Here is a 21,543-nt window from a genome sequence, read left to right as displayed (position 1 = left end):
TTGTATTTTATTTTTTTAAATATTAGCTTAAAAACTGATATTTTCAAAAAATTGTATCATATCATCACTAATACAGATAAGATCCATTTGAAAATCATCTAAAATCCCATGTTTTAATTCATAAAATTCTATAGTTTTTAAAATTTTTTCATATTTTTTAACATTTAAGCGTTCAGAAACTTCATAATTATTTTGAGTAAATTTAACCTCGATAAAATGTAAAATTCCATCTTTTTTCGCAATGATATCAATCTCGCCAAATTTTGAACGAAAATTACGCTTTAAAATTTCAAATTTTTGTTTTTTTAAAAATTCACAAGCCTTATCTTCGCCTAAAATTCCACTAAGATATGATGCAAATCCCATTATTCTTCTATGCGCATCATAAAAGGCTTAGCCTTGATAAAATCTTGTTTTTCCAAGATAGAAAGTAAATTTTGAATACTTTTTTCAAAGGTATGATGAGTGGTAAAAAATAAAGTGCTGTAAGTTTCACCCTGTTTTGGTTTTTGCAAAAAGCTGTCTATCGAAATATTATTTTCGCTCATAAATTGAGTAATTTTAGATAAAACTCCTGTTTTATCTTCTACTTTTAATCTTAAATAATATTTTGTATAAATTTCATCTCTATTTAAAAGTTTAAAATTTAAATTATTTTCAAAGCCCATCATAGGACCCTTGGGTTCATTTCTTGCTATATCCATAAGATCAGCGATAACAGCACTTGCTGTAGCATTTCCTCCTGCACCTGCTCCATAATAAAGACTTTCGCCAAGTATATCACTGACTATGCTAATAGCATTCATCACCCCATCGACTTTTGCTATCATTTTATCTTTACTGATCATAGTAGGATGCACTCTTAATTCTACTATGGAATTTTGGGCTTTAGCTATGCCTAAAAGCTTGATAGTAAAGTCAAATTCTTTTGCAAAATACATATCTTCAGCAGAAATTTTACTGATACCTTCGATTAAAATATCTTCAGGTTTAGCGCGTAAACCATAAGCAATGCTTGCTAAAATCAAAAGCTTGTGCGCAGCATCTTGCCCTTCTATATCAAAGGTCGGATCTGCTTCTGCATAACCAAGTTCTTGCGCTTTTTTTAGCACATCATCAAAATTTAAACCCTTGCTATTCATAGCGCTTAAAATATAATTGCTCGTGCCATTGAGTATACCTTCAATACTCAAGATATTATTTGCGCTTAGTCCTTCTTTTAAAGCTTTGATAATAGGAATTCCGCCCGCAACACTTGCTTCATAGCCAAAAGTTGTATTTTTAGCTAACTCTTCAAACTCATAGCGATGATAAGCAAGCATAGCTTTGTTTGCAGTGACTACAGGCTTATTTTTTTTAAGAATTTCACTGATAATTTTAAAAGGTGTTTCAACCCCACCCATTAATTCCACAAAAACATCTATATCATCTCGTTGCAAAATTTCATCTACATTTGTAACGATAGGAATCAGGGCATTTTCTTTTTGGCTTTTAGCAAGAGCAACAACAGGAATGATATCTTGTCCGCATCTTGCACGAATGATTTCTTTATTTTGAATTAAAACACGAGCAACAGCACTCCCTACAACCCCATATCCTAAAATAGCAACCTTCATTTTATTCTTCTTTCAAGTATTTTTTAATATTGCGTGCAGCTTGACGAATGCGGTTTTCATTTTCTATTAAAGCAATTCTTACATACTCATCTCCAGCTTCACCAAAACCAATACCTGGACTCACAGCTACTTCTGCGTGCTGCAAAAGTTGTTTAGAAAATTCCAAGCTTTTTAAATACATTTTACTTTCAGGCAGTTTTGCCCAAACAAACATACTAGCTCTTGGTTTGTGAAGTTTCCAACCCGCATTTTCAAATGCTTCTAGCAAGATATGCATTCTTTTATCATAAGTAGCACGAATTTCATCTACACAACTTTGATCCCCATCTAAAGCTATAGTAGCAGCTACTTGTATAGGAGTATACATACCATAATCAAACCATGATTTTATCTTTTTAAGAGCAGCTACTAAGCGTTTATTTCCAACTGTAAATCCCACACGCCAACCTGCCATATTGTAAGATTTTGAAAGAGTGTAGGTTTCTACAGCAACATCTTTTGCGCCCTCTACTTCTAACATAGAAGGGGTTTTATAATCATCATAAGTTAAATCCGCATAAGCGATATCAGAAATAATATAAAATCGCTCTTTTTTTGCAGTTGCAACCAATCTTTCATAAAAACTTTTTTCACAAGTTACCGTTGTTGGATTGTGTGGAAAATTAACCACTACATATTTTGGACGCGGAATGCTTTCATGCAGGGTTTTATCCAAATCTTCAAAGAATTTGTTTTCATCAAGCTCAAATTTTTCATTATATTTAAGAGGCATTTTAGCTACATTTCCTCCTGCTATGATAAAAGCTTGAGTATGGATAGGATAAGCTGGAGCTGGCACTATAGCCACATCTCCTGGATTGATAATCGCTCTTGCTAAATTGACAAAACCCTCTTTAGAGCCCATAGTCGCTACTACTTCACTTTCAGGATCTAAATTTACTCCGTATTTTCTTTTATACCAATTGCAAATAGCTAGGCGAAGTTTATAAATCCCCATAGAGGTAGAATACCCCGAAGTTTTGTCTTTATTGGCGCTTTCACAAAGTTTATCAATGATATGTTGAGGGGTTTTACCATCGGGATTTCCCATAGAAAAATCGATGATATCCTTTCCAGCACGCCTTGCTGCCATTTTGATCGCATTTACTTCTGCAAAAACATAATTTGGAAGCCTTTCTATGGTATTGAAACGAATTTCATCAAACATTTCTCTTCCTTTTTATTTTTTTAGGGTGATTTTTAAACCTCTTCGGATATTGTCTAAACTATACATATCACTTACAATTGCATAAACTGCACCGCTTGGAATAAGCTCTGAAAAATGATTATTTTGAGCTTGACTCTTGACTGCTTTAATAAGATTTAAATTTTTATCTAAAAATAACACTTTAGGAAACCAAAAATCAGCATCATGAGCATCAATCATCAAATTTGAAGCCCCTTGAAGAGTAAATACATAATCTTTAAGCGGTCTTTCTAAAGCTTGCGTGGAATTAAGTTTTAAATCAATATTAGTATTAAGCTGAGCATTTTCAAAATTTAAATCATACTCATAGTCATAAGTACCTATGCGCTTGATATTGTCTATATAAACTGAATTATCTTTTAAAAGAGCGTATAAGGCACCTGGATCTAAAATGTATTGAGATTCTACTTGTATGGTATAGTCTATATTGCCATCGCGTAAAATCATATCCGTAGGAATAAAATATATATATCCAAGATTTGTAAGTGCGTCAGTTAAAATCTTAAAAAATACAACAGAATCTGCTTTAGCTTTAAAATTAAGCTTTAAAGTTCGAGGCTCTGGTAGAGTTAGGTTGATTAAAGAATTGGTTTTTAAAATTCTTGAAATTTTAGCTATGTCTGGATTGCCTTTATTATCCATATAGCTGGAGCTAGGAAACAAAAGACGCAATTGAGAATCTTTAGAAGGATTAGCAACTAAATTTTTCACTAGCTCTAAACTAGAAACAGCAAAAACAGAATTAGCTAAAAATAAAAAAATAAAGATTTTTTTTACCATTCTTTACCTTTATTTAACTTCATAAATTCAGCCGCCGAAATACTTGTAATTTTTCCATCTTTAATCAAAAAGCGCTTTGAATTTCCTGCAGGAAATTTTTGTTCTTTTCCATTTTCATCAAAAACACTTAAAGCCGCAGCTCCTGTTAAAACCAAACGATTTACTTCTAAAGAAAGATTAAAATCATTTTCTTTTACAAGACCAGTTTTTCTATAATTTGATAAATCAATCAAACCTATCCAAATTTTACCCGAAGCTTTAAAATGAGCTTCTTTATTGAGAGCTTTTGAGACTTCTGCAACTTCTTGATTTGTTGTTGCTAAAGAATCATTTGTGCTTAAATTTTCTTCATTGGCATTTGTATTATTTGGTGTGGTAGAAATTTGTTTTATTTCTTCTTTTGTATTGTTAAGTTCTGTATTTTGTATTTGAGTTAAATTGGCTTCTGTTTCATTTTCTTCAGCTTGATTGTCAATCACAACTACATTATTTTCTAAAGCTTTTAGATTAGATTGTGCTGTTCCGATAATATCTACAACGGCCGCACTTGAGTTGTTTTGATCCTTTTGAAAAAAAGATTTAATATAATCAAAATAATAAATCCCAAAACCTATAAGTGCTATAATTATAACTATAATTATAAAAGATACAAAACTAGTTGACTTTTGGCTATAAGCATCTAATTTAGGGGTTATCATCTTAGGCTTGGTGGTTGTATCGTTAAGATTATTTTCATTGAGATAGGTTTCAAATTCTTCATTAAAATCCGTAAAATCAAGTTCGTATTCACGACTTAAAATTTTTACGAAACCACGGACATTAAAACGATTTAAGGTGGCAAAATCCTTTTTAACTAAAGCTTCTAAAAATTCCAATTCGATTTTTGTTCTAGCAGCAACTTCTTTTAAATTTAAATCTTCAATTTTTTTCCAATTAAGCATTTATCATCCTATCACAAAGTATTGCAAAAGCTACACTGACATTAAGGCTGTCGAAATTATTTTTCATTTCTATGCCTACACATTCATCGCATTTTTTTATTATTTTAGCACTTAATCCCAAACCTTCACTTCCTAAAATCAAAGCTTTTTTACCCTTATCGACTTTATAATGATGAATTTGTTTACCTCCACTTGCACTAGCAAAAAGCTTAAATCCTACTTGTTTAAGCTCATTTAAAACGGTAAAAATATCATTATTTAAAGCAATTTCAAGATCTAGCGCCGCTCCACTGCTCGTGCGGATAACGCCTTCCATCGCGAGTCTTTCGCCGATAAAAATAAGTCCATCCACTCCTAAAGCATAAGCTGTTCTTACGATAGCTCCTATATTTCCAACATCACTGATACCATAAAGAATAGCTATAAATTCACCCTTTTTAAGAGTGTGCAAATCTTTAAATTCATACTCTTTAATATCTAGTAAAAAACCTTGATGATTTCCACCTTTAGCATAAGCTTGGGCTGTTTTAAAATCAAGTTTTTTGATCTTAAAGCCTGAACTAGCAATTTTTTTAAAAGTTTCTTTGTCGCACTCTTTAGCTAAATAAAGCTCATTTATAAGCTCTTTATGTCGTTCTAAAATATAAAAAAATATCTGTTTTCCATAAACTATCATTCTAAATTTTACCTAACTTTGACTTAAAAGCAGTTTTTGATAAATTTCTTTTGGATTTTTTCCATTCATCTTTGCCAAAAGCTTACTTTTTGTTTTTAAAGGTATTTCAAGCTCTAAAATATCATTTTCACACAAGGAATGACTAATGTTATCTTTATCATTTTTAGCCAACACAACAACCCACTCACCCTTTAAATTTACCTGTTTTAATTCATTAAAAAGATCTATAGCCTTGCCTTTAAATTTGGCTTCAAATTTTTTAGAAATTTCTTTAATCGCAAAAACTTCTCTTTGACTATCTAAAATAGCTATTTGTTCTATTAAAGACAAAATGCGTTTAGGAGATTCGTAAATAACACTAGGATAAGGATGATTGAGTATTTTTTGGATATCTTTTTGGCGTTCTTTGCCTTTATTGGCTAAAAAACCCATAAAAATAAATTCTTTTTCGCACAAAGCCGAGCTTACAAGTGCCACCAAAGCTGCATTAGCACCGGGTAAAACTTCAAATTGGATATCATTTTCTAAAGCAAAATCAATTAAAAATTGCCCAGGATCACTAATCCCTGGCATACCCGCATCACTCAAAAAAGCAATGTCTTGATTAAAAAATTCCAAGTCTAAATTTTCTAAAACTTTTTTTTCATTGTGGGTGTGAAAAGATATAAATTTTTTATCTCCAAAATCGATTTCAAATTTAGAAGAAAGTAAAGAAAGTAAAGACTTGCTTACCCTTGTATCTTCACAAAAAAAAATATCGCAAGTCTTTAAAAGCTCTAAAGCACGAAAAGAAATATCGCTTAAATTTCCTATGGGTGTAGGAATAAAATAAAGCATAATTATTGCATTGCGTATTTTTTCTTAAATTTCTCTACACGACCTGCTGCATCTACGATTTTTTCGCTACCTGTGAAGAAAGGATGGCAGCTTGAACAAATATCAACTCTTAACTCACTTTTGTTTGATTTAGTAACAAAAGTATTGCCACAAGCGCAGCTAACTTTGCATTCTACATATTCTGGATGAATTTCTTTTTTCATAGCTTTTTCCTTAAAATTAAAACAATAAGCGGTGATTATATTAAATTTAATATAAAAAAAACATTAATTTAAGTAAAATTAAAGCAATATTTTTGCAGCCACTGCAATGGCAGCACTTTGACTTCTCAAAATATTAGGAGCTTTAAGGCAAATTTTTTCTTTAAACATTTGTTTTTCTTTGGGGCTAAATCCACCCTCTGGACCTATAAAATAAAGTCGAGTTTTATCAAATTCCTTTACCTCACCTTCAAAATCAACCAAAACAGCATCAGGAAAAACCTTGCTAAATTCTTGTATATTTTTATAGCTTTGAATTTGCATTTTGTGACTTCTTCCGCACTGCTCACAAGATGAAATGATGATTTTTTCTAATCTCTCAAAATCAAGTTTAAAATTTCTTTGAGAAAATTCAGTAAAAACAAGGTGTAATTTTTTAACTCCAAGTTCATTTAAAAAAGGAAGTGTTTTTTCCAAAATTTTAGTATCAATAACCGCCAAGGCTAAATCAAGTTCGCTTTGTGGATGAGACTTAAAATGCTTATGTAAAAAATAAAGCAAACAAGAATTACGATCTAAATTTGAAATTTTATATTCATAAATAAAATCATCCTCTAAATTTCTTAAAGATAAAATTTCATTTTCTTTAATTCTTCTTGCTTTCAAGTGAGCAAATTCTTCGCCCTTAAGTTTTAAAATTTCTTCCCCTGCTTGCTTGTGGTATAAAAATTGCATTTATAAATATTTACCTGTTAAAAAAGGTAAGATTAAAAGGACAAGTTCACAAAATAAAATCATAAAACTAATGCGTCTAAAAGTTATATAGCGTCTTAATCTACGAGCTTTTTTAAATTGTATAAAATGAAAAATAGCTAAAGCAAAAATAAAAATCCAAGAAAAAATCATGAGCCAAAGATTTAAATGTGTTTGAAATTGTTTAATCGCTAAAAGCAAAGAACCTGTAAAAAGCATCAAGGCTAAAAAAACATAGTATATAGGTAAAAACAAACGGATTCTGCGGATAAATATAAATTCGGTTTTAAAATTTCCTTGAGTCAAGACAAGATAAAAAAACATTAAAAATCCACTAGCATAAAGACTATAAAGATGTAGAGCTAAAAAAAATTCATAACTTTTATCCATTTATTTCTCCTTGCTGATATATTTTGCTAAATTTTCTCTTTGTTCTTGGGTTAAGAAATTATGAGCTTCATCTTTTAAATTTTGAAGTCTTTGAATAAATTTTTCACTGCTTAAATTTTTAATTGCAATACCTTTTTTGGTTTTAACTTCTCCTTTTTCTCCATGACAAGTAGCGCATTTTTGTTTATATAAAGAATTAATAACACTTGGATTTACATCATAGTCTTCGCTGATACTGGCCTCATCATCAACCGGTAAGGGCAAATTCGTATCGCTAAATTCGGTTTTTTCATCATTTTGTTCAATTTGTACTATTTCTTCGGTAGTATTTTGGTTTTTGTGATTAAATTCTTTATCATCACTACAAGCGTTTAAAAATAAAACTGCAAATAAGCTTATTAAAATACTTAAGTTTTTACCCATTAAACCTCCTTAGGATTTGTAAAAATGTGTAAATTTTTCAACTTATCATAAAATTCTATATCATTCCATTCTGCTTTTATAGCAGGTGAAAATTCTATATCTTCAAGTGTGATTTTTGGCATAGTAGGACTATAAGCATCTTCTTTAAACCCTTGTGCATAGCCTGTTCTTGTTTCATGTACTATAATGCTTTGCAAATTTACACCTTGTTCGCCATTTATCATCTTGGTTTGTTTTAATAAAGCATCGATTAAAATAAAAAATACACGGCAAAAATTTTCAGCACTGACATTAACAGGCAAGCTTATCCAGCGCTGCGAGTATTTTTTCATTTCATTTAAATAAGATTCATCATCTTGATTAAAAAGTGTAATAGCATGATCAAAGCTGTCAATAATTTGACGCATATGGGTTTTTAAAAGCCCAAAGTCATAAACCATTCCCGCATTATCTAAATATTTGCTTTCAAGTAAAACTTCAACTTTGTAAGAATGTCCATGAATACTACTTTTGCAACGCTTAGAAGAGCAAAATCTAACAATGTGTGCGTTTTCAAATTCAAATAATTTTCTTATAATCATACACCCTCTTTATCATTCCAAAGACGAATATGGATTCTATCAGAATAATTATAACCATTCTTAATACAAAACTCGGCTATTTTTAAAGCATTTTGTTTTAAATTTTGCTCATTTTCTCCCATAGGCATACAAAAAATTTCATTAGGCGCTTTTTCTAAAATTTCTAAAATTTCTAGTGACAAACTTTCTAATTGACTGGAATTTAAAACAAATTTGTAAAAGCTATCTTTAGCATAATGCTTAAAGCCTTTAAGGGCATTGAAATTTAATCTTTTTTCTTTACCCATCCCGCTATTTTGAAGCTTGACACTTAGAGCAAAAACACATTCTTTATAAAAAGGATATTTTTCAAAATCAAGCTCTATGCTTCCATTGCTTTCAAAATGCACTTCAAAATTATTTTTCAATAAAGCTTGGATAAAATCGATAAATTCTGGATTTTCATGATGGATTAAGGGTTCTCCTCCAGTAATCACCACAATAGGATTAAAATCTTTTTTTAAATCAAGCACGCGTTTAAAAAGTTCACTTGCATTTAAAATTTCATATTCTTCATTAAATTCTTTAGTAAAAACTGCCCTTATAGTATCGCAACCTTTAAGAGTTTTTCCATTTTTAATAAGCTTTACCCCAAAGCCTGAGCAATTAAAATTACATCCTGCAAAACGCATAAAAATGGCTAGTTTTCCGCTATATTTGCCTTCTCCTTGTATACTTAAAAAACTTTCAACAAGTTGCAAATTTAACCTCCGGTTTGATAAAAAGCGCGAGATGAAGTTTCGTTATCTACCACACTCCATCTATTTTTTTCAGGTTTATTGCGTAATACTTCTTGTAAAATGTTTGCAGCAGCGTTAATATCACCTTTTCTCACTGCTTCTTTAATGCTTAAAGCCTCATCAAAATAAAGACAAGGTATAAGTAAACCCTCAGCGCTTAAGCGAATGCGGTTACAAGAATCACAAAATTCATGGCTATGTGGATCTATAATCCCAAATTCATAACCATCCGCACTATAAATACTCACAGGAGCTTTTTCAGCTTTTTTAATGAGTTTTACTTGATATTTTTGACTTAGAATTTGTATGATTTCATCTCTTTTTAGACCTTGTAATTTTCCATAAGCATGTATATTTTCCATAAATTCAATAAAGCGAATTTGAATGTTTTTAGATTTTGCAAATTCCAAAAGAGGTATCAACTCATCATCATTTAAACCCTTTAACACAACAGTGTTTAGCTTGACTTTTAAACCTACGCTTAAGGCCTCATCAATCCCCGCTAAGACACTATCTAAAACATCTTTTTGCGCGAGAATTTTTGCTTTTTTGCTTTCTAGGGTATCAAGAGAGATATTTAAACGCTTCAGTCCAGCATCTTTAAGATCTTTAGCAAAATCTTTTAATAAAAAACCATTCGTTGTAATGGCTAAATCAAGATCTTTTTTATAATCATTTATCATTTTTATAAACACACTTAAATCTTTACGCAGTAAAGGCTCTCCTCCAGTGATACGAATTTTTTCGATCCCTTCATCAATAGCCACTTTAACAAACAAAAAAAGCTCTTCAAAGCTCAGTAAATTTTCTTTAGGTTGATGATTAAAAGGAATTTTTGGCATACAATAAAGACAACGAAAATTACATCTTTGGGTTACTGATATTCTAAGATAATTAATCTTTCTGCCAAACTGATCAATAAGCATTGCCTCTCCTAGTGATTATTTGATAAGTTGTTTAAATTTTAAAACAAGCTCAACATTTCCAGTGCCTATACGCAAATCTTTTGCAATTTGCTCTATACTTTTTCCCTCTTTAAATAAATCCACAATTTTTTGCTCTTCGGTATCATAATTTGGTGTTAATTTTGTCATACTTTGTGCTTTTTGTTCCAAATTTAAAATACGATTTTGTTGCTCATTTTGAAAATCTTCTATAATATGCTCCATGGTTTTTAAAGTTCTTAAAACGGGGGTAATTTTTGCACTGATTTGTTTTTCAAGCGTGATTTGAATTTCTTCTTTCAATAGAGTAATTTTATAGTCCTCTTCCTCTTGATCGCCCTCATCTTTTACGCCTAATTCTTTGCGTAAATAATGAAGTTCTTTTGTAATATCTTCAACCACGCCTTGGAGTTTGTTTATTTTTGCACTACTTTCTTTATCTTTGATATTCATATAAGCTAATATTGCAACCAAAAGTACGATCATAAAAACTAAATAAAGCACATCATTACTCATTTTTGTCCTTTTTATTTCTTATCATATCTCTTTGCAATTGAACCACGAAAGCATCAAAAGCTATTCTATCTTCGGGTTTTATTTTGATAATTTGAGCTAATTTTTTATTTTGAGCTTTAGCAAAAATGGCCATTTTTTGATTATTAAGATCAAATCTTATGTAATACTCTTTTCCTTCTTCTAAAATCTCATCTAAAAAATTTAAATATTCAAAATTTAAAGATTCAACCACGCCTTTTTGTTTGAGTACTAAAAGATCTTTATTTTTATCCAAAGAATCCTCAAGTCTTAAAATATCTTCTTTTAAGCTCAAAAGTAAATCGAAAATGATTTTCTCGCCCTCATCAAAATCCACACGCAAGGCGAGTTTTTTCCATTTTGAAAGTTGAGAAATGGCACCTAATTTTAGATATTCTTGTAAAAAATGGTTATTTTCAATATCACAACACTCTAAAGAAGCTTCAAATCCTGCCTTAAAAAGACTTATTTCCATACTAAATCAACCCAAATAAAAATAAAAAATATTATACTTAAATATCCATTTAAAGTAAAAAACGCTTTATCAATGTGAGCAAAATTTTTATGTACAATTTTATGTTCAAAAGCCAAAATAATACCGCTGATAATCACTCCAAATAATGCAATATTTCCAAGCGCTACTCCCCAAACCTGCCAAACAAAAAGTAGCCAAAATAATACCGCTAATACATGGCAAAAAGCCGAGATAAATAAAGTCGCCTTAGAGCCAAATTTAGCAGGGATAGAATGAAGTCCTACTTTTTTATCATACTCCATATCTTGTAAAGAGTAAAGCAAATCAAATCCAGCCGTCCAAAAAGTTACCCCTAAGCATAAAATCACACTATAAATGTGAATTTCACCCATGACTATCACACTGCCTGCAATAGGTGCAAGTCCTAAACAAAATCCTAAAACTAAATGCGCTAAAGAACTAAAGCGTTTAAAAGCAGAATAAATTGCCAATACAAAAAGCACAGGAAAAGAAAGATAAAAAGCCAAAGTATTGATAAAATAAGAACACAATATAAAAATAATCGCATTAAGGATAATAAAAATCCAAACGCTTTTGCGTCCTATTTTTCCACTGACATTAGGGCGATTTGCACAGCGAGGATTGTCTTTATCGATATCTTCATCCATTAAACGATTGGTCGCCATAGCAAAATTTCTTGCACTTACAGCACAAATAATACCCAAAATCAAAGCCTTAAAACCAAACCAAGCGCTATCATTAACGAGTTTTGAAGCCACTATCATAGATGAAAATAAAAAGGGCAAGGCAAAAATAGAATGCTTAAATACCACAAGTTCCAAAATATCTTTAAATTTATTCCAAATTGTGTTCATGTTTTTCACTTTAAAATATTTTTGCTATGATTTTACTAAAATTTTCATAAATTTTAGGATAAATTATCACATGTTTTTTCAAATCGCACTTATAGGAACCACTGCCAGTGGAAAGACTTATATAGCAAATGCCTTAGCTAAAGAATTTAATGCAGTGGTTTTAAGCCTTGATAGTCTTTGTGTTTATAAAGAAATCAATATAGCCAATGCCAAGCCATCTAAAGATGAGCTTGCAAATTTAAACTATTTTGGAGTAAATTTATTAAGTGTTGATGAGCATTTTAATGTAGAATTATTTATAAGAGAATACCAAAAAGCAAAAGAATTTGCTCTTATAAATGATTTGCCTTTGATTATAGTAGGTGGAACAGGTTTTTATCTAAAAACGATGATAGATGGTTTAAGTCAAAAAATTCAAGATACGACTAGCACTTTAAGTAATGATGAAATTTATGCTCTTTTATTAAAAATTGATCCGGCTTATAAAATAGAAAAAAATGATACTTATCGTCTTAAAAAATGGCTAAGTATTTATGAAAGTACAAATGAAATTCCTAGTGATTTTTTAAAAAAGACACAAAAAGATGGGGTGCTTAAGGATATTGAAATTTATGAGCTTGTATGGGATAGAGAAATTCTAAGAAAACGCATAGAAGCAAGAACAAAAGAAATGATTGATAATGGGCTTATAGAAGAAGCAAGAATGCTTTTTTCAAATTTTGATAACAATCTTAAAGCATTAAATTCTATAGGGCTTAAGGAATGCAAAGAGTATTTAGAAAATCAAATTTCTTTAAAAGAGCTTGAAAGTTTGATTAGTATACATACATCACAGCTTGCCAAGCGTCAAAGAACTTTTAATAAAAAATTCCAAAGCACTCCTTTGGAATTTTCTAAAGCCCTAGAGTTACTTAGAAATAAATTTTTAGCTAAAGAATAAATGCTCAACTAAAATTTTTATCCCTAAGATTATCAAAACAGCTCCCCCTAAAAATTCAGCTTTGTTTCTAAAGCGAGTGCCAAATTTATTGCCTAATTCTAAAGCAATAGCACATAAGATAAAAGTAATAGAGCCTATTAAAAATAATGCCAAAAATAAATCAACATCTAAAAAGGCAAAGCTAACTCCTATAGCTAAGGCATCAACACTTGTAGCTACAGCTAAGGCAAACATGATTTTAAATCCAAATTGATTTGAATTGGTGTCGCAATTTTCATTCTCAAAAGATTCTTTAATCATTTTTAGCCCAATTAAAGAAAGTAAAACAAAGGCTATCCAATGATCAATACTTGCAATAAAAGATGCAAAAGTGATGCCTATAGCATATCCAATAGCTGGCATTAAAGCTTGAAAACCACCAAAATAAACTCCTGTAATAATATAGTGTTTTAAATTCAATTTTTTAACACTAAATCCCTTACATAAAGATACAGCAAAAGCATCCATCGCTAGTGCACAGGATAAAAGAATAAGACTATAAAAATCCATGACAACTCCTATGAAAGATGTAAAAGTTGAGAATTATAATAAAAATTTCTTAATTAATTTTTTTAATGAAATTATGATTAAAAATTTATAGCAGTGGATTATATTTAATTAAACTTTAAGAATAAAAAATATATAATTCAAATTCATTTTTATTTTTACTCCTTTTAAAAGTGGCCCATTCGTCTAGCGGTTAGGACATCGCCCTTTCACGGCGGTAACACGAGTTCGAGTCTCGTATGGGTCACCACTTAAATCCTTTTTTAATATTTCCGAAATCAATCTAGATGTTCTTTAGGATTTTTACTTAATGTTTTTATTGTTTTTCATAAAAATGGATTTATAAACTTATAAGAATTTTATTTGTAGAATTTTTTGTTTTATTAGAATGATGAGGATTAATAAACAAATGAGCCATGATACCAATTTTTTCTTGTTATATTTTAAAGATAAAATTCCAAAGGATTCTTTAATTTTTCTTAAGGAAAGTTTAGAAAAAGCAAGCGAAGAACAAAAAGAAAAGCTTTTATTTACTAAACTGAAAAATCCCCTATATGGACTTTTATTTGCTTTTTTTGCTTCCTGGTTTAGATAGAATTTATAATGGCAATATAATTTTAGGTATACTTAAAATCATATCAGCAATACTTGTTTCTATAGGTTTAATAATAGCAGAAGATAAAAATGATGAAAGCACTATGCTGATTTTTATAAATTTATTTTTCATACTAAGTGTTTGGGTGATTTTGGATTATTTTTTGGTATGGAAAGATATTTGTCAAAATAATCTTAAAAAAATTTTTGAAGTTTTACAATGAAGCAAGATAAAACGATATTGCTCATATTTAAAGATAAGATTCCCGAAGAAAGGCTATTTATCTTAGAGGAAGAATTAAAAAAAGCCAAAAAGATCTAAGTGCTCTTTATGCTATCTCTCTTAAAAATCCTTTGGTTGGCCTTGTATTAAGTATAACTGTGGGATTATTTGGGGTTGATAGATTTTATAAGGGCGATATCTTGTTAGCTTGTATTAAATTAGCTTTTTTATAATACCTTTATTTGCTACTTTTGCTGCTTTTATAGCATTGTTAGATGAGAGCCATTCGATTTTTATAGATTATTTTGCCATTTTTGCTTTAATGTTTGTTGTTGCTAGCATTTGGAAGCTTGTAGATATTTATCTTGTTTTTGTAGGTATTAAAAAAGATAATTTTCATAAAATTCTTAATTTTTTCTCTTAAAAAATGTCTTGGAAATTTAAAGAAATAATTAAAGACTTTCTTAGTCTTTTTATATAATTTTTATGCTACAATATTTTGTCAAACTACTAAATTAAAGGAGAAATTATGTTTGAATTAAGAAAATTACCTTATGATACCAATGCTTTTGGTGATTTTTTAAGTGCTGAAACTTTTAGTTATCATCATGGAAAACACCACAATACTTATGTAACAAATCTTAATAATCTTATCAAAGATACTGAATTTGCAAGTAAAGATCTTGTAAGCATTATTAAAAGTTCAAGTGGTGGAGTATTTAACAATGCTGCTCAAGTTTATAATCATGATTTTTATTTTGATTGCATTAAACCGATCACAGGCTGTGGCTGTGGTGGCTCATGCCAAAGTATGGATGCTAATTTACAAGCAGCTTTAGAAAAAGAATTTGGTTCTTTAGAGAATTTCAAAGCTGAATTTATCAAAGGTGCGACAGGGGTTTTTGGTTCAGGTTGGTTTTGGTTAGTTTATAATACTAAAAATCAAAAATTAGAATTTGTGGGTACTTCAAATGCAGCTACACCTATCACTGAAGATAAAGTTCCTTTACTTGTTGTGGATGTTTGGGAGCATGCTTATTATGTAGATCATCGTAATGCGCGTCCTGCGTATTTAGAAAAATTCTATGCTCATATTAACTGGGAATTTGTAGCAAAAGCTTATGAATGGGCTTTAAAAGAAGGTATGGGATCAGTTAGCTTTTACGCAAACGAACTTCATCCTGTAAAATAATACAAGGCATCTTAAAAGATGCCTTTTTACTCTCCTAAACTTGGAGTCATTTCGATAATCTTCCATGGAAGTCCTTGAGAATTAAGCTCATCCATAAAAGGTTTTGCGTCAAATTCTTCCATATTAAACACACCTTTTCCTTGCCAAATTCCTTTAGCGATTAGTTTTGTACCTATCATCGCAGGAACTCCTGTAGTGTAGCTTACCGCTTGTGCGCCGGTTTCTTTATAACATTCTTCGTGATTGCAAACATTATAAATATAAACTTGTCTGTCTTTGCCATCTTTTATACCACGGATTACACAACCTATATTGGTATAACCTTTTGTGCGAGGACCTAAACTTGCAGGATCAGGAAGTAGGGTTTTTAAAAATTCTATAGGAATGATTTCTTTACCTTGATGCATCACAGGTTTTATACCTAGCATTCCAACATTTTCAAGGCATTTCATATGAGTTAAATAACTTTGTCCAAAAGTCATAAAAAAGCGAATTCTCTTCAAGCCCTTGATATTTTTTACCAAGCTTTCAAGCTCTTCGTGATAAAGTAAGTAACTATCCTTTACGCCTACTTCAGGATAATCCCATTCCATTTTTATTTCCATCGGTTGTGTTTCTATCCACTCGCCTTTTTCCCAGTAGCGTCCCTTAGCAGAAACTTCTCTAAGATTGATTTCGGGATTAAAATTAGTCGCAAAAGCATAGCCATGATCGCCTGCGTTACAATCTAAAATATCTATATAAGAAATTTCATCAAATAAATTTTGCTGCGCATAAGCACAAAAAACATTTGTAACGCCAGGATCAAACCCACTTCCTAAAAGTCCTAAAATTCCTGCTTCTTTAAATTTATCATTTCTTGCCCATTGTTCTTTATACTCAAATTTAGCTAGATCTGGATGCTCATAGTTTGCTGTATCAACATAATCAATTCCTGCTTTTATGCAAGCATCCATCAAGCTTAAATCCTGATAAGGCAAAGCTACATTAAGCAAAATTTGCGCCCCTGTTTTTTTAATAAGCTCTACAACCGCATCGCTATCATCTGCATCAATTTGTGCGGTTTGAATTTCTACTCCTAGACGCTCTTTGATAAAACTAGTAATTTCATCGCATTTGCTTTTGGTTCTACTTGCTAGAGTGATTTTACTAAAGGTATCTGAATTCATTGCGCATTTTACGGTAGCTACGCGACTTACCCCGCCTGCGCCTATGATTAAAAGATTTTTCATTGGTCGTGTCCTTAAAGAAATTTTAGGAATTTTAGCTAAAAATTGATAATATCAAAATTTATTTTTTCTTTTAGCGTGTAATTTGAGCTGAGCAACATAAAAAAATCTATATTTTTATATCTTACTTTGAGTCTATAAAAAGCTCCTAAAAATTCTTTTTGCAAAATTGTAGCTTCAAAACGATTTCCTATTTTAAGTTCTGCATAGCCAAAAGTATAATTTTTTGAAGCAATCCACTGAAAAAATTCATCTTCTAAATCAAGCTCTTCTTCTATGATATTTAAATCAGGTAAAATTCTAGCACTTTTATGATTAGGCTTAAAATAAAGCTCTTTAGGATCTGCATGAGCTAGAATTTCTCCTTTATCAAGAAAGGCGATTTTATCAGACATACAATAAGCATCCTCGATATCGTGAGTTACCATAATGGCTGTAATTTTTTGTTTTTGTATGAGTTTTTTTAGCTCTCTTCTTAAGTCTTGTTTTAAATTCTGATCTAAATTAGAAAAAGGTTCATCTAAAAGCAAAAGTTTACAGCCTCTTGCTACTGCTCTAGCAAAAGCCACTCTTTGCGCTTGTCCGCCCGAAATTTCATCAATTTTCTTATATCTTAAATTTTCAATTTCAAAGGTTTTTAACAAATCCTCTAAAATTTGTTTTTTATCTTTTTTATCATAGAGTGCAAAAAGTATATTTTTTTCAACATTTAAATGGGGAAATAAAGCATAGTTTTGAAACATCATCGCCACTTCGCCCTTGCATTTTAAAAATTCACAAGAGCTCGCTTGTTCTAGTTGAGCGATGATTCTTAAAAGTGTACTTTTACCACTTCCGCTCCCTCCTAAAATGCTTAAAAATTCTCCTTCTCTAACATGAAGATTGATATTTTTTAAAGCTTGTATTTTGCCAAAATTTTTTGATAGGTTTTTAATTTCTAACATCATCTTTCCTTGTGATTTTATCCATCCAAATAACAACTATTAAAGAAAGTAAAACAATGAGCAGCGAAGGCAAAGCAGCATCATAAATTCTCTCATCACTTGCAAACCAAAAAGCTTTTACACTTAGAGTTTCAAAACCAAAAGGAGCTAAAATTCTACTCAAAGGAAGCTCTTTTATGGTATCGATAAAAACAATGATAAAAGCCAAAAATAAAAAATGTTTCATTAAAGGAATATGAATTTTAAAAAATAAAATCAAATAACTCGGCCTTAAATTTAAACTTGCTTCATCGGTGTTAAGATGGATTTTATTATAACCCCCTTCTAAAGAATAAATTGCACTCGCTAGAAAACGAATAATATAAGCAAAAACTAAAATAATCAATGAAGTGCCTAATAAATTAAGATGAAAAATTTTATCTAAAAACACGAAAAGGACAATCATGCTAATTCCTAAGGCAGCCGCAGGTATAGAATAACCCAAAGAACTTAGCTTAAGAATACATAGGCTGAAAAAGTTATTTTTTATGATTCTTGAGCTAAACATTAAAAAATAAGCCAGTAAAGTCGTAATCAAAGCTGTGATGAAAGCCAATATAATGGTTTGAAAACTAATGATATAAAATTCTGCTTCAAAAAGTTTAAAATCTTTTAGCCCCCAATAAACAAGCCATATAAAAGGCAAGATAAATCCTAATAAAGCGATGATAAAACAATAAAAACAGGCTAAAATTTGCTTTATATGACTTAATTTCCTTTTTTTGATAAAAAGAGTTAAATTTTGATTAAAACTATAATGATGCTTGTTTTTATAATAATAATCTATATACATGATTAAAAAAACAAAAATCATCAAAATTCCTGACAAAATACTAGATGAATAAGAATCATTCAAATCATACCAGAGTTTAAAAATTCCAGCCGAGAAAGTATCCACTCCCAAATAAGCACTTGCACCATAATCACTCAAAGTTTCCATTAAAATCAATAAAGCTCCAGAAAAAATGGCAGGCCTTGCGCTCAAAAGTGCCACGCGTGTAAAAATTCTAAATTCAGAATATTTCATGATTTTAGCTACTTCATAAGCCTCTTTAGCTTCACTTTTAAAAGCTGTTTTAGCAAATAAATAAATATAAGGATATAAAGAAATAGACAAAACAAAAATAACTCCATAGTGGTTGAAAAAATCTATCCTAAAACCAAAAACTTCATGAAAAAAGCCCTGAAAATCCATAATTCCAACATATACAAAAGCTAAAATATAAGCAGGTATTGCCAAGGGTAAAATGAGTAATTTTTCTAAAATCCTACAAAAGTAAAAATTATAATTTGCCATCAAATAAGCACTACTTACACCTAAAATCAAGCTTAGTAATAACACCCCTATACTAACTATCAAAGTATCTTTGATGAATTTTAAAAACAAATAATCAAAAAAATGACTCAAATTTTCTTTAATGGATGAAATTTCAGCCAAATTGCTTGTATTGAAATTTTGAAAAAGAATATAAAAAAGCTCAGCAAAGATGCCAAAAATAGGTAGAGTAAGAAAAAGGGCAAGTAAAATTGCCCCTATCTTGTAATACTTTAGGGTTTTAAGCATTATCTAAAACCGACTTGATCATAAATTTTAACAGCCTCTTTAACCTTTTCTGCTATTTGACTCACAGGTATTTGATCTTCTTTAAAAGTTCCAAAATCTTTTACCGTTTGGCTTAATTCTACATCGTTTCTTATAGGAAATTCATAATTGCTATCAGTGAGAATTTTTTGAATTTCTGGAGTTAGCATAAATTCCATAAACTTCTTAGCTGCTTCTTGATTTTTGCTTGATTTTGTCATAGCAATACCGCTAATGTTTATATGGGTTCCTCTATTGTCTTGATTTGGAAAAATAATACCTAAGGAATTTCCAACTTCTACATCTTTTGGATTTTTAGAATTTTTTAAAAGCCCTATATAATAAGTATTCATAACAGCAAATTTAGCCTCACCTGCAAAAACTTGTCTGGCTTGATCCCTATCTCCACCCTTTGGTTTGGTTGCAAGATTGTCAAGCACACCCTTAGCCCATACTTTAGCGTTTTCATCTCCATCATTAGCTATAATAGAAGCTAAAAGAGTTTTGCTATAAGGAGCTGTAGCACTTCTCATAACGATTTGTCCTTTAAATTCAGGCTTAGCCAAATCTTCATAGTTTTTCATTTTGCTAATGTCAGTGTTTGCATTTTTATTGTAAGCAATAATTCTTGCTCTTTTTGTAATCGCAAACCATTCCCCATCTTTATCTCTTAAATGAGCGGGTATAGTATCTTCTAAATATTTTGATTTAACAGGGCTTAAAAGTCCAGAATTTTTTGCTTCTGTAAGATTGGATATATCGGCTGTTATAAAAATATCAGCAGGCGAATTGCTTCCTTCAAGCGAAAGTCTTTTGATGAGTTCTGAAGCTTTAGCTTGAGTATGATTAACTTTAATGCCTGTTTTTTCCTCAAATTTTTTTATAATCTGAAAATCAGCATCATAATGTCTTGCCGAGTAAATGTTAAGTTCTGCAGCACCTAGTAAAGAAAAACCTAATAAACATAAAGAAAAGATTTTTTTCATTTATTTGTCCTTATATTGAGAATTATATTTAGTTTTATCATGATCTTTAAAATCAGCATTAGAGTGTTCAGAGCACGCAAATGCAAAACCTAAGCAAAATAAAAATAAAACTAATTTTTTCATTATTTCTCCCCTTTTTTTGTGATTAAAATTAGACTAATTTTTGATAAAGGATATTAATATTAAAAAGTAAATATAAAGTAATTTAATGATTTTTCTAATGATAAGTATTTTCATTTTATTATAATTAATTTTGATATTAATTATAAATAATTAAATTTAATATAAATATTTAAGAGTATTTTTATATATAAAATATTAATATTCAATATCAAAAATAAACCACAAAGAAAGTAGAAATAATAATGAAATTTTATACCATGTTAAGCACATTATTTATAAGCTTTATGTTAAGTGCTTGTGCTGTTTTGCAAAAACCATCTCCACTTCAAGAAAACAAAGATTTTTATATACTTGATACTCATACTCAAAAAAAGATTTCTTTTGAAGATATGATTGTAGAATTATTAAAAGCAGATGTGATACTGCTTGGCGAAAAACATGATGAGGTTAAACATAAGATAAGCCAAGTTATGATTTTTAATGCTTTAGAAGGAAATTTAAGTTCTCAAAATATAAACTTTGATGTAGCTTTAGAAATGCTAGCAAGCACAGAGCAAAATCACTTAGATAAAGCTTTTAAAAATAAAAAAACCATTAAAGCCAATGAACTTGCTAATGCATTAAATTGGGATAAGGTCTGGAAATGGAAAGATTATGAGCAATTTGTCAATGTGGTTTTTTATTCAAGGTCAAAAATATTAGGTGCAAATCTTTCACGCTCAGAAATTACAAGTATTTATAATGGAGTTCAGCCCTTAAAGGGTTATGTTTCAACCACAAATGAAGTAAAAAAACAACTTTTTGACATTATATCCTTAAGCCATGAGTTAAATCCTGAAGAAAATAAAAAATTGCTAGATAAATTAGTAGAAATTCAGCAATTCAAAGACAGGCGTATGGCGGATGTATTGGTTCATCATCCAAATAAAGTTTTATTGCTAGCTGGAAGCTATCATACAAGTAAAAAAATAGGAATTCCTTTACATATACAAGATTTTAAAAGCAGCAAAAAAATAGTTGTAGTGAATTTAAACTATGGAGGAATAGATTTAAAAGATAGTGATTATACTTTTATTTATTATTAAGGAAAAATTA

The 21,543-nt window shown here is 30.1% G+C and carries 28 protein-coding genes and 1 tRNA gene; 6 read left to right on the top strand and 23 right to left on the bottom strand.

Features of this window, described 5'->3' with window-relative positions; all coding sequences use genetic code 11:
* Window positions 1–27: 27 nt before the first annotated feature.
* The 17 genes from FOC43_RS06725 to mqnP all read right to left on the bottom strand — a co-directional run bounded on the left by FOC43_RS06725 (window position 28) and on the right by mqnP (window position 12,050).
* Entirely contained in the window at window positions 28–366 is a 339-nt protein-coding gene (locus FOC43_RS06725; protein WP_002778626.1) for a YraN family protein, read from the bottom strand.
* On the bottom strand, window positions 366–1,616 hold the full coding sequence (locus tag FOC43_RS06720) for a homoserine dehydrogenase (protein WP_004284678.1): 1,251 nt from the start codon (window positions 1,614–1,616) through the stop codon (window positions 366–368). Before FOC43_RS06720 ends, FOC43_RS06725 begins: the two co-directional genes overlap by 1 nt.
* 1 nt (window position 1,617) lies before the next feature.
* On the bottom strand, window positions 1,618–2,823 hold the full coding sequence (locus tag FOC43_RS06715) for an LL-diaminopimelate aminotransferase (RefSeq protein ID WP_004284680.1): 1,206 nt from the start codon (window positions 2,821–2,823) through the stop codon (window positions 1,618–1,620).
* A 12-nt stretch (window positions 2,824–2,835) separates the two neighbouring features.
* On the bottom strand, window positions 2,836–3,642 hold the full coding sequence (locus FOC43_RS06710; RefSeq protein WP_002778620.1) for a hypothetical protein: 807 nt from the start codon (window positions 3,640–3,642) through the stop codon (window positions 2,836–2,838).
* Window positions 3,636–4,583 (bottom strand): helix-turn-helix domain-containing protein, encoded by a 948-nt coding sequence (locus FOC43_RS06705; RefSeq protein WP_004284682.1) that lies wholly within the window; start codon window positions 4,581–4,583, stop codon window positions 3,636–3,638. The genes FOC43_RS06710 and FOC43_RS06705 overlap by 7 nt, the downstream gene beginning before the upstream one ends.
* On the bottom strand, window positions 4,576–5,259 hold the full coding sequence (gene rlmB / locus FOC43_RS06700) for a 23S rRNA (guanosine(2251)-2'-O)-methyltransferase RlmB (RefSeq protein ID WP_002778617.1): 684 nt from the start codon (window positions 5,257–5,259) through the stop codon (window positions 4,576–4,578). Before rlmB ends, FOC43_RS06705 begins: the two co-directional genes overlap by 8 nt.
* A gap of 12 nt (window positions 5,260–5,271) precedes the next feature.
* Window positions 5,272–6,096 (bottom strand): 16S rRNA (cytidine(1402)-2'-O)-methyltransferase, encoded by an 825-nt coding sequence (gene rsmI, locus FOC43_RS06695; RefSeq protein WP_002783601.1) that lies wholly within the window; start codon window positions 6,094–6,096, stop codon window positions 5,272–5,274.
* A 2-nt stretch (window positions 6,097–6,098) separates the two neighbouring features.
* Window positions 6,099–6,299, bottom strand: coding sequence for a 50S ribosomal protein L31 (rpmE, locus tag FOC43_RS06690; protein WP_002778612.1), 201 nt, complete (start codon window positions 6,297–6,299; stop codon window positions 6,099–6,101).
* A gap of 78 nt (window positions 6,300–6,377) precedes the next feature.
* Window positions 6,378–7,031: a 16S rRNA (uracil(1498)-N(3))-methyltransferase gene (locus FOC43_RS06685; RefSeq protein ID WP_004284685.1), complete on the bottom strand. Its 654-nt coding sequence runs from the start codon at window positions 7,029–7,031 to the stop codon at window positions 6,378–6,380.
* The gene (locus FOC43_RS06680; protein WP_002778609.1) at window positions 7,032–7,439 is read right to left on the bottom strand and encodes a hypothetical protein; all 408 of its coding nucleotides are present in this window, start codon (window positions 7,437–7,439) and stop codon (window positions 7,032–7,034) included.
* Window positions 7,440–7,862 (bottom strand): c-type cytochrome, encoded by a 423-nt coding sequence (locus FOC43_RS06675; RefSeq protein WP_002778601.1) that lies wholly within the window; start codon window positions 7,860–7,862, stop codon window positions 7,440–7,442.
* The gene (locus FOC43_RS06670) at window positions 7,862–8,443 is read right to left on the bottom strand and encodes a 6-pyruvoyl trahydropterin synthase family protein (protein ID WP_004284688.1); all 582 of its coding nucleotides are present in this window, start codon (window positions 8,441–8,443) and stop codon (window positions 7,862–7,864) included. The genes FOC43_RS06675 and FOC43_RS06670 overlap by 1 nt, the downstream gene beginning before the upstream one ends.
* Window positions 8,440–9,183, bottom strand: a complete 744-nt coding sequence (locus FOC43_RS06665; RefSeq protein ID WP_002781502.1) for a 7-carboxy-7-deazaguanine synthase QueE — start codon at window positions 9,181–9,183, stop codon at window positions 8,440–8,442. Before FOC43_RS06665 ends, FOC43_RS06670 begins: the two co-directional genes overlap by 4 nt.
* A gap of 2 nt (window positions 9,184–9,185) precedes the next feature.
* The gene (gene moaA, locus FOC43_RS06660; RefSeq protein ID WP_002778595.1) at window positions 9,186–10,148 is read right to left on the bottom strand and encodes a GTP 3',8-cyclase MoaA; all 963 of its coding nucleotides are present in this window, start codon (window positions 10,146–10,148) and stop codon (window positions 9,186–9,188) included.
* Window positions 10,149–10,163: 15 nt separating this feature from the next.
* On the bottom strand, window positions 10,164–10,682 hold the full coding sequence (locus FOC43_RS06655; protein ID WP_002778593.1) for a DUF6115 domain-containing protein: 519 nt from the start codon (window positions 10,680–10,682) through the stop codon (window positions 10,164–10,166).
* Window positions 10,675–11,175: a hypothetical protein gene (locus FOC43_RS06650; protein ID WP_002778591.1), complete on the bottom strand. Its 501-nt coding sequence runs from the start codon at window positions 11,173–11,175 to the stop codon at window positions 10,675–10,677. Before FOC43_RS06650 ends, FOC43_RS06655 begins: the two co-directional genes overlap by 8 nt.
* Window positions 11,166–12,050, bottom strand: coding sequence for a menaquinone biosynthesis prenyltransferase MqnP (gene mqnP / locus FOC43_RS06645; protein ID WP_002778589.1), 885 nt, complete (start codon window positions 12,048–12,050; stop codon window positions 11,166–11,168). Before mqnP ends, FOC43_RS06650 begins: the two co-directional genes overlap by 10 nt.
* A gap of 70 nt (window positions 12,051–12,120) precedes the next feature.
* On the opposite strand from mqnP, the gene miaA reads away from it, so the two are divergent.
* Entirely contained in the window at window positions 12,121–12,990 is an 870-nt protein-coding gene (gene miaA, locus FOC43_RS06640; RefSeq protein ID WP_002781500.1) for a tRNA (adenosine(37)-N6)-dimethylallyltransferase MiaA, read from the top strand.
* On the opposite strand, the gene FOC43_RS06635 is transcribed toward miaA, so the two are convergent.
* The gene (locus tag FOC43_RS06635; RefSeq protein WP_002778585.1) at window positions 12,976–13,539 is read right to left on the bottom strand and encodes a manganese efflux pump MntP; all 564 of its coding nucleotides are present in this window, start codon (window positions 13,537–13,539) and stop codon (window positions 12,976–12,978) included. The two genes, miaA and FOC43_RS06635, sit on opposite strands and share 15 nt — an antisense overlap.
* 172 nt (window positions 13,540–13,711) lie before the next feature.
* On the opposite strand from FOC43_RS06635, the gene FOC43_RS06630 reads away from it, so the two are divergent.
* The 4 genes from FOC43_RS06630 to sodB all read left to right on the top strand — a co-directional run bounded on the left by FOC43_RS06630 (window position 13,712) and on the right by sodB (window position 15,545).
* Window positions 13,712–13,786, top strand: a tRNA-Glu gene (locus tag FOC43_RS06630).
* Window positions 13,787–14,102: 316 nt separating this feature from the next.
* Window positions 14,103–14,354 carry a membrane protein gene (locus tag FOC43_RS08885; protein WP_002806321.1) on the top strand — a complete coding sequence of 84 codons (252 nt, stop codon included), beginning with the start codon at window positions 14,103–14,105 and terminating at the stop codon, window positions 14,352–14,354.
* A 157-nt stretch (window positions 14,355–14,511) separates the two neighbouring features.
* Window positions 14,512–14,586, top strand: a complete 75-nt coding sequence (locus FOC43_RS09145; RefSeq protein ID WP_230400258.1) for a hypothetical protein — start codon at window positions 14,512–14,514, stop codon at window positions 14,584–14,586.
* A gap of 296 nt (window positions 14,587–14,882) precedes the next feature.
* Entirely contained in the window at window positions 14,883–15,545 is a 663-nt protein-coding gene (sodB, locus tag FOC43_RS06615; protein ID WP_002778576.1) for a superoxide dismutase [Fe], read from the top strand.
* Between the two features lie 26 nt (window positions 15,546–15,571).
* Here sodB and FOC43_RS06610 read toward each other — a convergent pair whose 3' ends face one another.
* The 5 genes from FOC43_RS06610 to FOC43_RS06590 are packed head-to-tail and all read right to left on the bottom strand — an operon-like array spanning window position 15,572 to window position 20,448.
* A complete protein-coding gene (locus FOC43_RS06610; protein ID WP_002791272.1) occupies window positions 15,572–16,777 on the bottom strand; it encodes a saccharopine dehydrogenase family protein in 1,206 nt (401 codons plus the stop codon).
* A 35-nt stretch (window positions 16,778–16,812) separates the two neighbouring features.
* Window positions 16,813–17,721 (bottom strand): ABC transporter ATP-binding protein, encoded by a 909-nt coding sequence (locus FOC43_RS06605; RefSeq protein ID WP_004284701.1) that lies wholly within the window; start codon window positions 17,719–17,721, stop codon window positions 16,813–16,815.
* Window positions 17,705–19,321, bottom strand: a complete 1,617-nt coding sequence (locus FOC43_RS06600) for an ABC transporter permease (RefSeq protein WP_004284703.1) — start codon at window positions 19,319–19,321, stop codon at window positions 17,705–17,707. Before FOC43_RS06600 ends, FOC43_RS06605 begins: the two co-directional genes overlap by 17 nt.
* A complete protein-coding gene (locus FOC43_RS06595; protein ID WP_002778568.1) occupies window positions 19,321–20,325 on the bottom strand; it encodes a Fe(3+) ABC transporter substrate-binding protein in 1,005 nt (334 codons plus the stop codon). The genes FOC43_RS06600 and FOC43_RS06595 overlap by 1 nt, the downstream gene beginning before the upstream one ends.
* Complete coding sequence (locus tag FOC43_RS06590; RefSeq protein ID WP_002778566.1) at window positions 20,326–20,448, bottom strand: hypothetical protein; 123 nt, start codon at window positions 20,446–20,448, stop codon at window positions 20,326–20,328.
* Between the two features lie 242 nt (window positions 20,449–20,690).
* On the opposite strand from FOC43_RS06590, the gene FOC43_RS06585 reads away from it, so the two are divergent.
* Window positions 20,691–21,533, top strand: a complete 843-nt coding sequence (locus tag FOC43_RS06585) for a ChaN family lipoprotein (RefSeq protein ID WP_023890661.1) — start codon at window positions 20,691–20,693, stop codon at window positions 21,531–21,533.
* Window positions 21,534–21,543 lie beyond the last annotated feature (10 nt).

Source organism: Campylobacter coli (assembly GCF_009730395.1).
In the GTDB taxonomy this organism is placed as follows: Bacteria; Campylobacterota; Campylobacteria; order Campylobacterales; family Campylobacteraceae; genus Campylobacter_D; species Campylobacter_D coli.
Note: the sequence above shows the minus strand (reverse complement) of the source record. Positions and strands in the feature narration are given on the sequence as shown.

Coding starts and splice junctions, on each gene's coding strand:
- FOC43_RS06725 (WP_002778626.1), bottom strand. CDS start 366: ATGGGATTTGCATCATATCTTAGTGGAATTTTAGGCGAAGATAAGGCT.
- FOC43_RS06720 (WP_004284678.1), bottom strand. CDS start 1,616: ATGAAGGTTGCTATTTTAGGATATGGGGTTGTAGGGAGTGCTGTTGCT.
- FOC43_RS06715 (WP_004284680.1), bottom strand. CDS start 2,823: ATGTTTGATGAAATTCGTTTCAATACCATAGAAAGGCTTCCAAATTAT.
- FOC43_RS06710 (WP_002778620.1), bottom strand. CDS start 3,642: ATGGTAAAAAAAATCTTTATTTTTTTATTTTTAGCTAATTCTGTTTTT.
- FOC43_RS06705 (WP_004284682.1), bottom strand. CDS start 4,583: ATGCTTAATTGGAAAAAAATTGAAGATTTAAATTTAAAAGAAGTTGCT.
- rlmB (WP_002778617.1), bottom strand. CDS start 5,259: ATGATAGTTTATGGAAAACAGATATTTTTTTATATTTTAGAACGACAT.
- rsmI (WP_002783601.1), bottom strand. CDS start 6,096: ATGCTTTATTTTATTCCTACACCCATAGGAAATTTAAGCGATATTTCT.
- rpmE (WP_002778612.1), bottom strand. CDS start 6,299: ATGAAAAAAGAAATTCATCCAGAATATGTAGAATGCAAAGTTAGCTGC.
- FOC43_RS06685 (WP_004284685.1), bottom strand. CDS start 7,031: ATGCAATTTTTATACCACAAGCAAGCAGGGGAAGAAATTTTAAAACTT.
- FOC43_RS06680 (WP_002778609.1), bottom strand. CDS start 7,439: ATGGATAAAAGTTATGAATTTTTTTTAGCTCTACATCTTTATAGTCTT.
- FOC43_RS06675 (WP_002778601.1), bottom strand. CDS start 7,862: ATGGGTAAAAACTTAAGTATTTTAATAAGCTTATTTGCAGTTTTATTT.
- FOC43_RS06670 (WP_004284688.1), bottom strand. CDS start 8,443: ATGATTATAAGAAAATTATTTGAATTTGAAAACGCACACATTGTTAGA.
- moaA (WP_002778595.1), bottom strand. CDS start 10,148: ATGCTTATTGATCAGTTTGGCAGAAAGATTAATTATCTTAGAATATCA.
- FOC43_RS06655 (WP_002778593.1), bottom strand. CDS start 10,682: ATGAGTAATGATGTGCTTTATTTAGTTTTTATGATCGTACTTTTGGTT.
- FOC43_RS06650 (WP_002778591.1), bottom strand. CDS start 11,175: ATGGAAATAAGTCTTTTTAAGGCAGGATTTGAAGCTTCTTTAGAGTGT.
- mqnP (WP_002778589.1), bottom strand. CDS start 12,050: ATGAACACAATTTGGAATAAATTTAAAGATATTTTGGAACTTGTGGTA.
- miaA (WP_002781500.1), top strand. CDS start 12,121: ATGTTTTTTCAAATCGCACTTATAGGAACCACTGCCAGTGGAAAGACT.
- FOC43_RS06635 (WP_002778585.1), bottom strand. CDS start 13,539: ATGGATTTTTATAGTCTTATTCTTTTATCCTGTGCACTAGCGATGGAT.
- sodB (WP_002778576.1), top strand. CDS start 14,883: ATGTTTGAATTAAGAAAATTACCTTATGATACCAATGCTTTTGGTGAT.
- FOC43_RS06610 (WP_002791272.1), bottom strand. CDS start 16,777: ATGAAAAATCTTTTAATCATAGGCGCAGGCGGGGTAAGTCGCGTAGCT.
- FOC43_RS06605 (WP_004284701.1), bottom strand. CDS start 17,721: ATGATGTTAGAAATTAAAAACCTATCAAAAAATTTTGGCAAAATACAA.
- FOC43_RS06600 (WP_004284703.1), bottom strand. CDS start 19,321: ATGCTTAAAACCCTAAAGTATTACAAGATAGGGGCAATTTTACTTGCC.
- FOC43_RS06595 (WP_002778568.1), bottom strand. CDS start 20,325: ATGAAAAAAATCTTTTCTTTATGTTTATTAGGTTTTTCTTTACTAGGT.
- FOC43_RS06590 (WP_002778566.1), bottom strand. CDS start 20,448: ATGAAAAAATTAGTTTTATTTTTATTTTGCTTAGGTTTTGCATTTGCG.
- FOC43_RS06585 (WP_023890661.1), top strand. CDS start 20,691: ATGAAATTTTATACCATGTTAAGCACATTATTTATAAGCTTTATGTTA.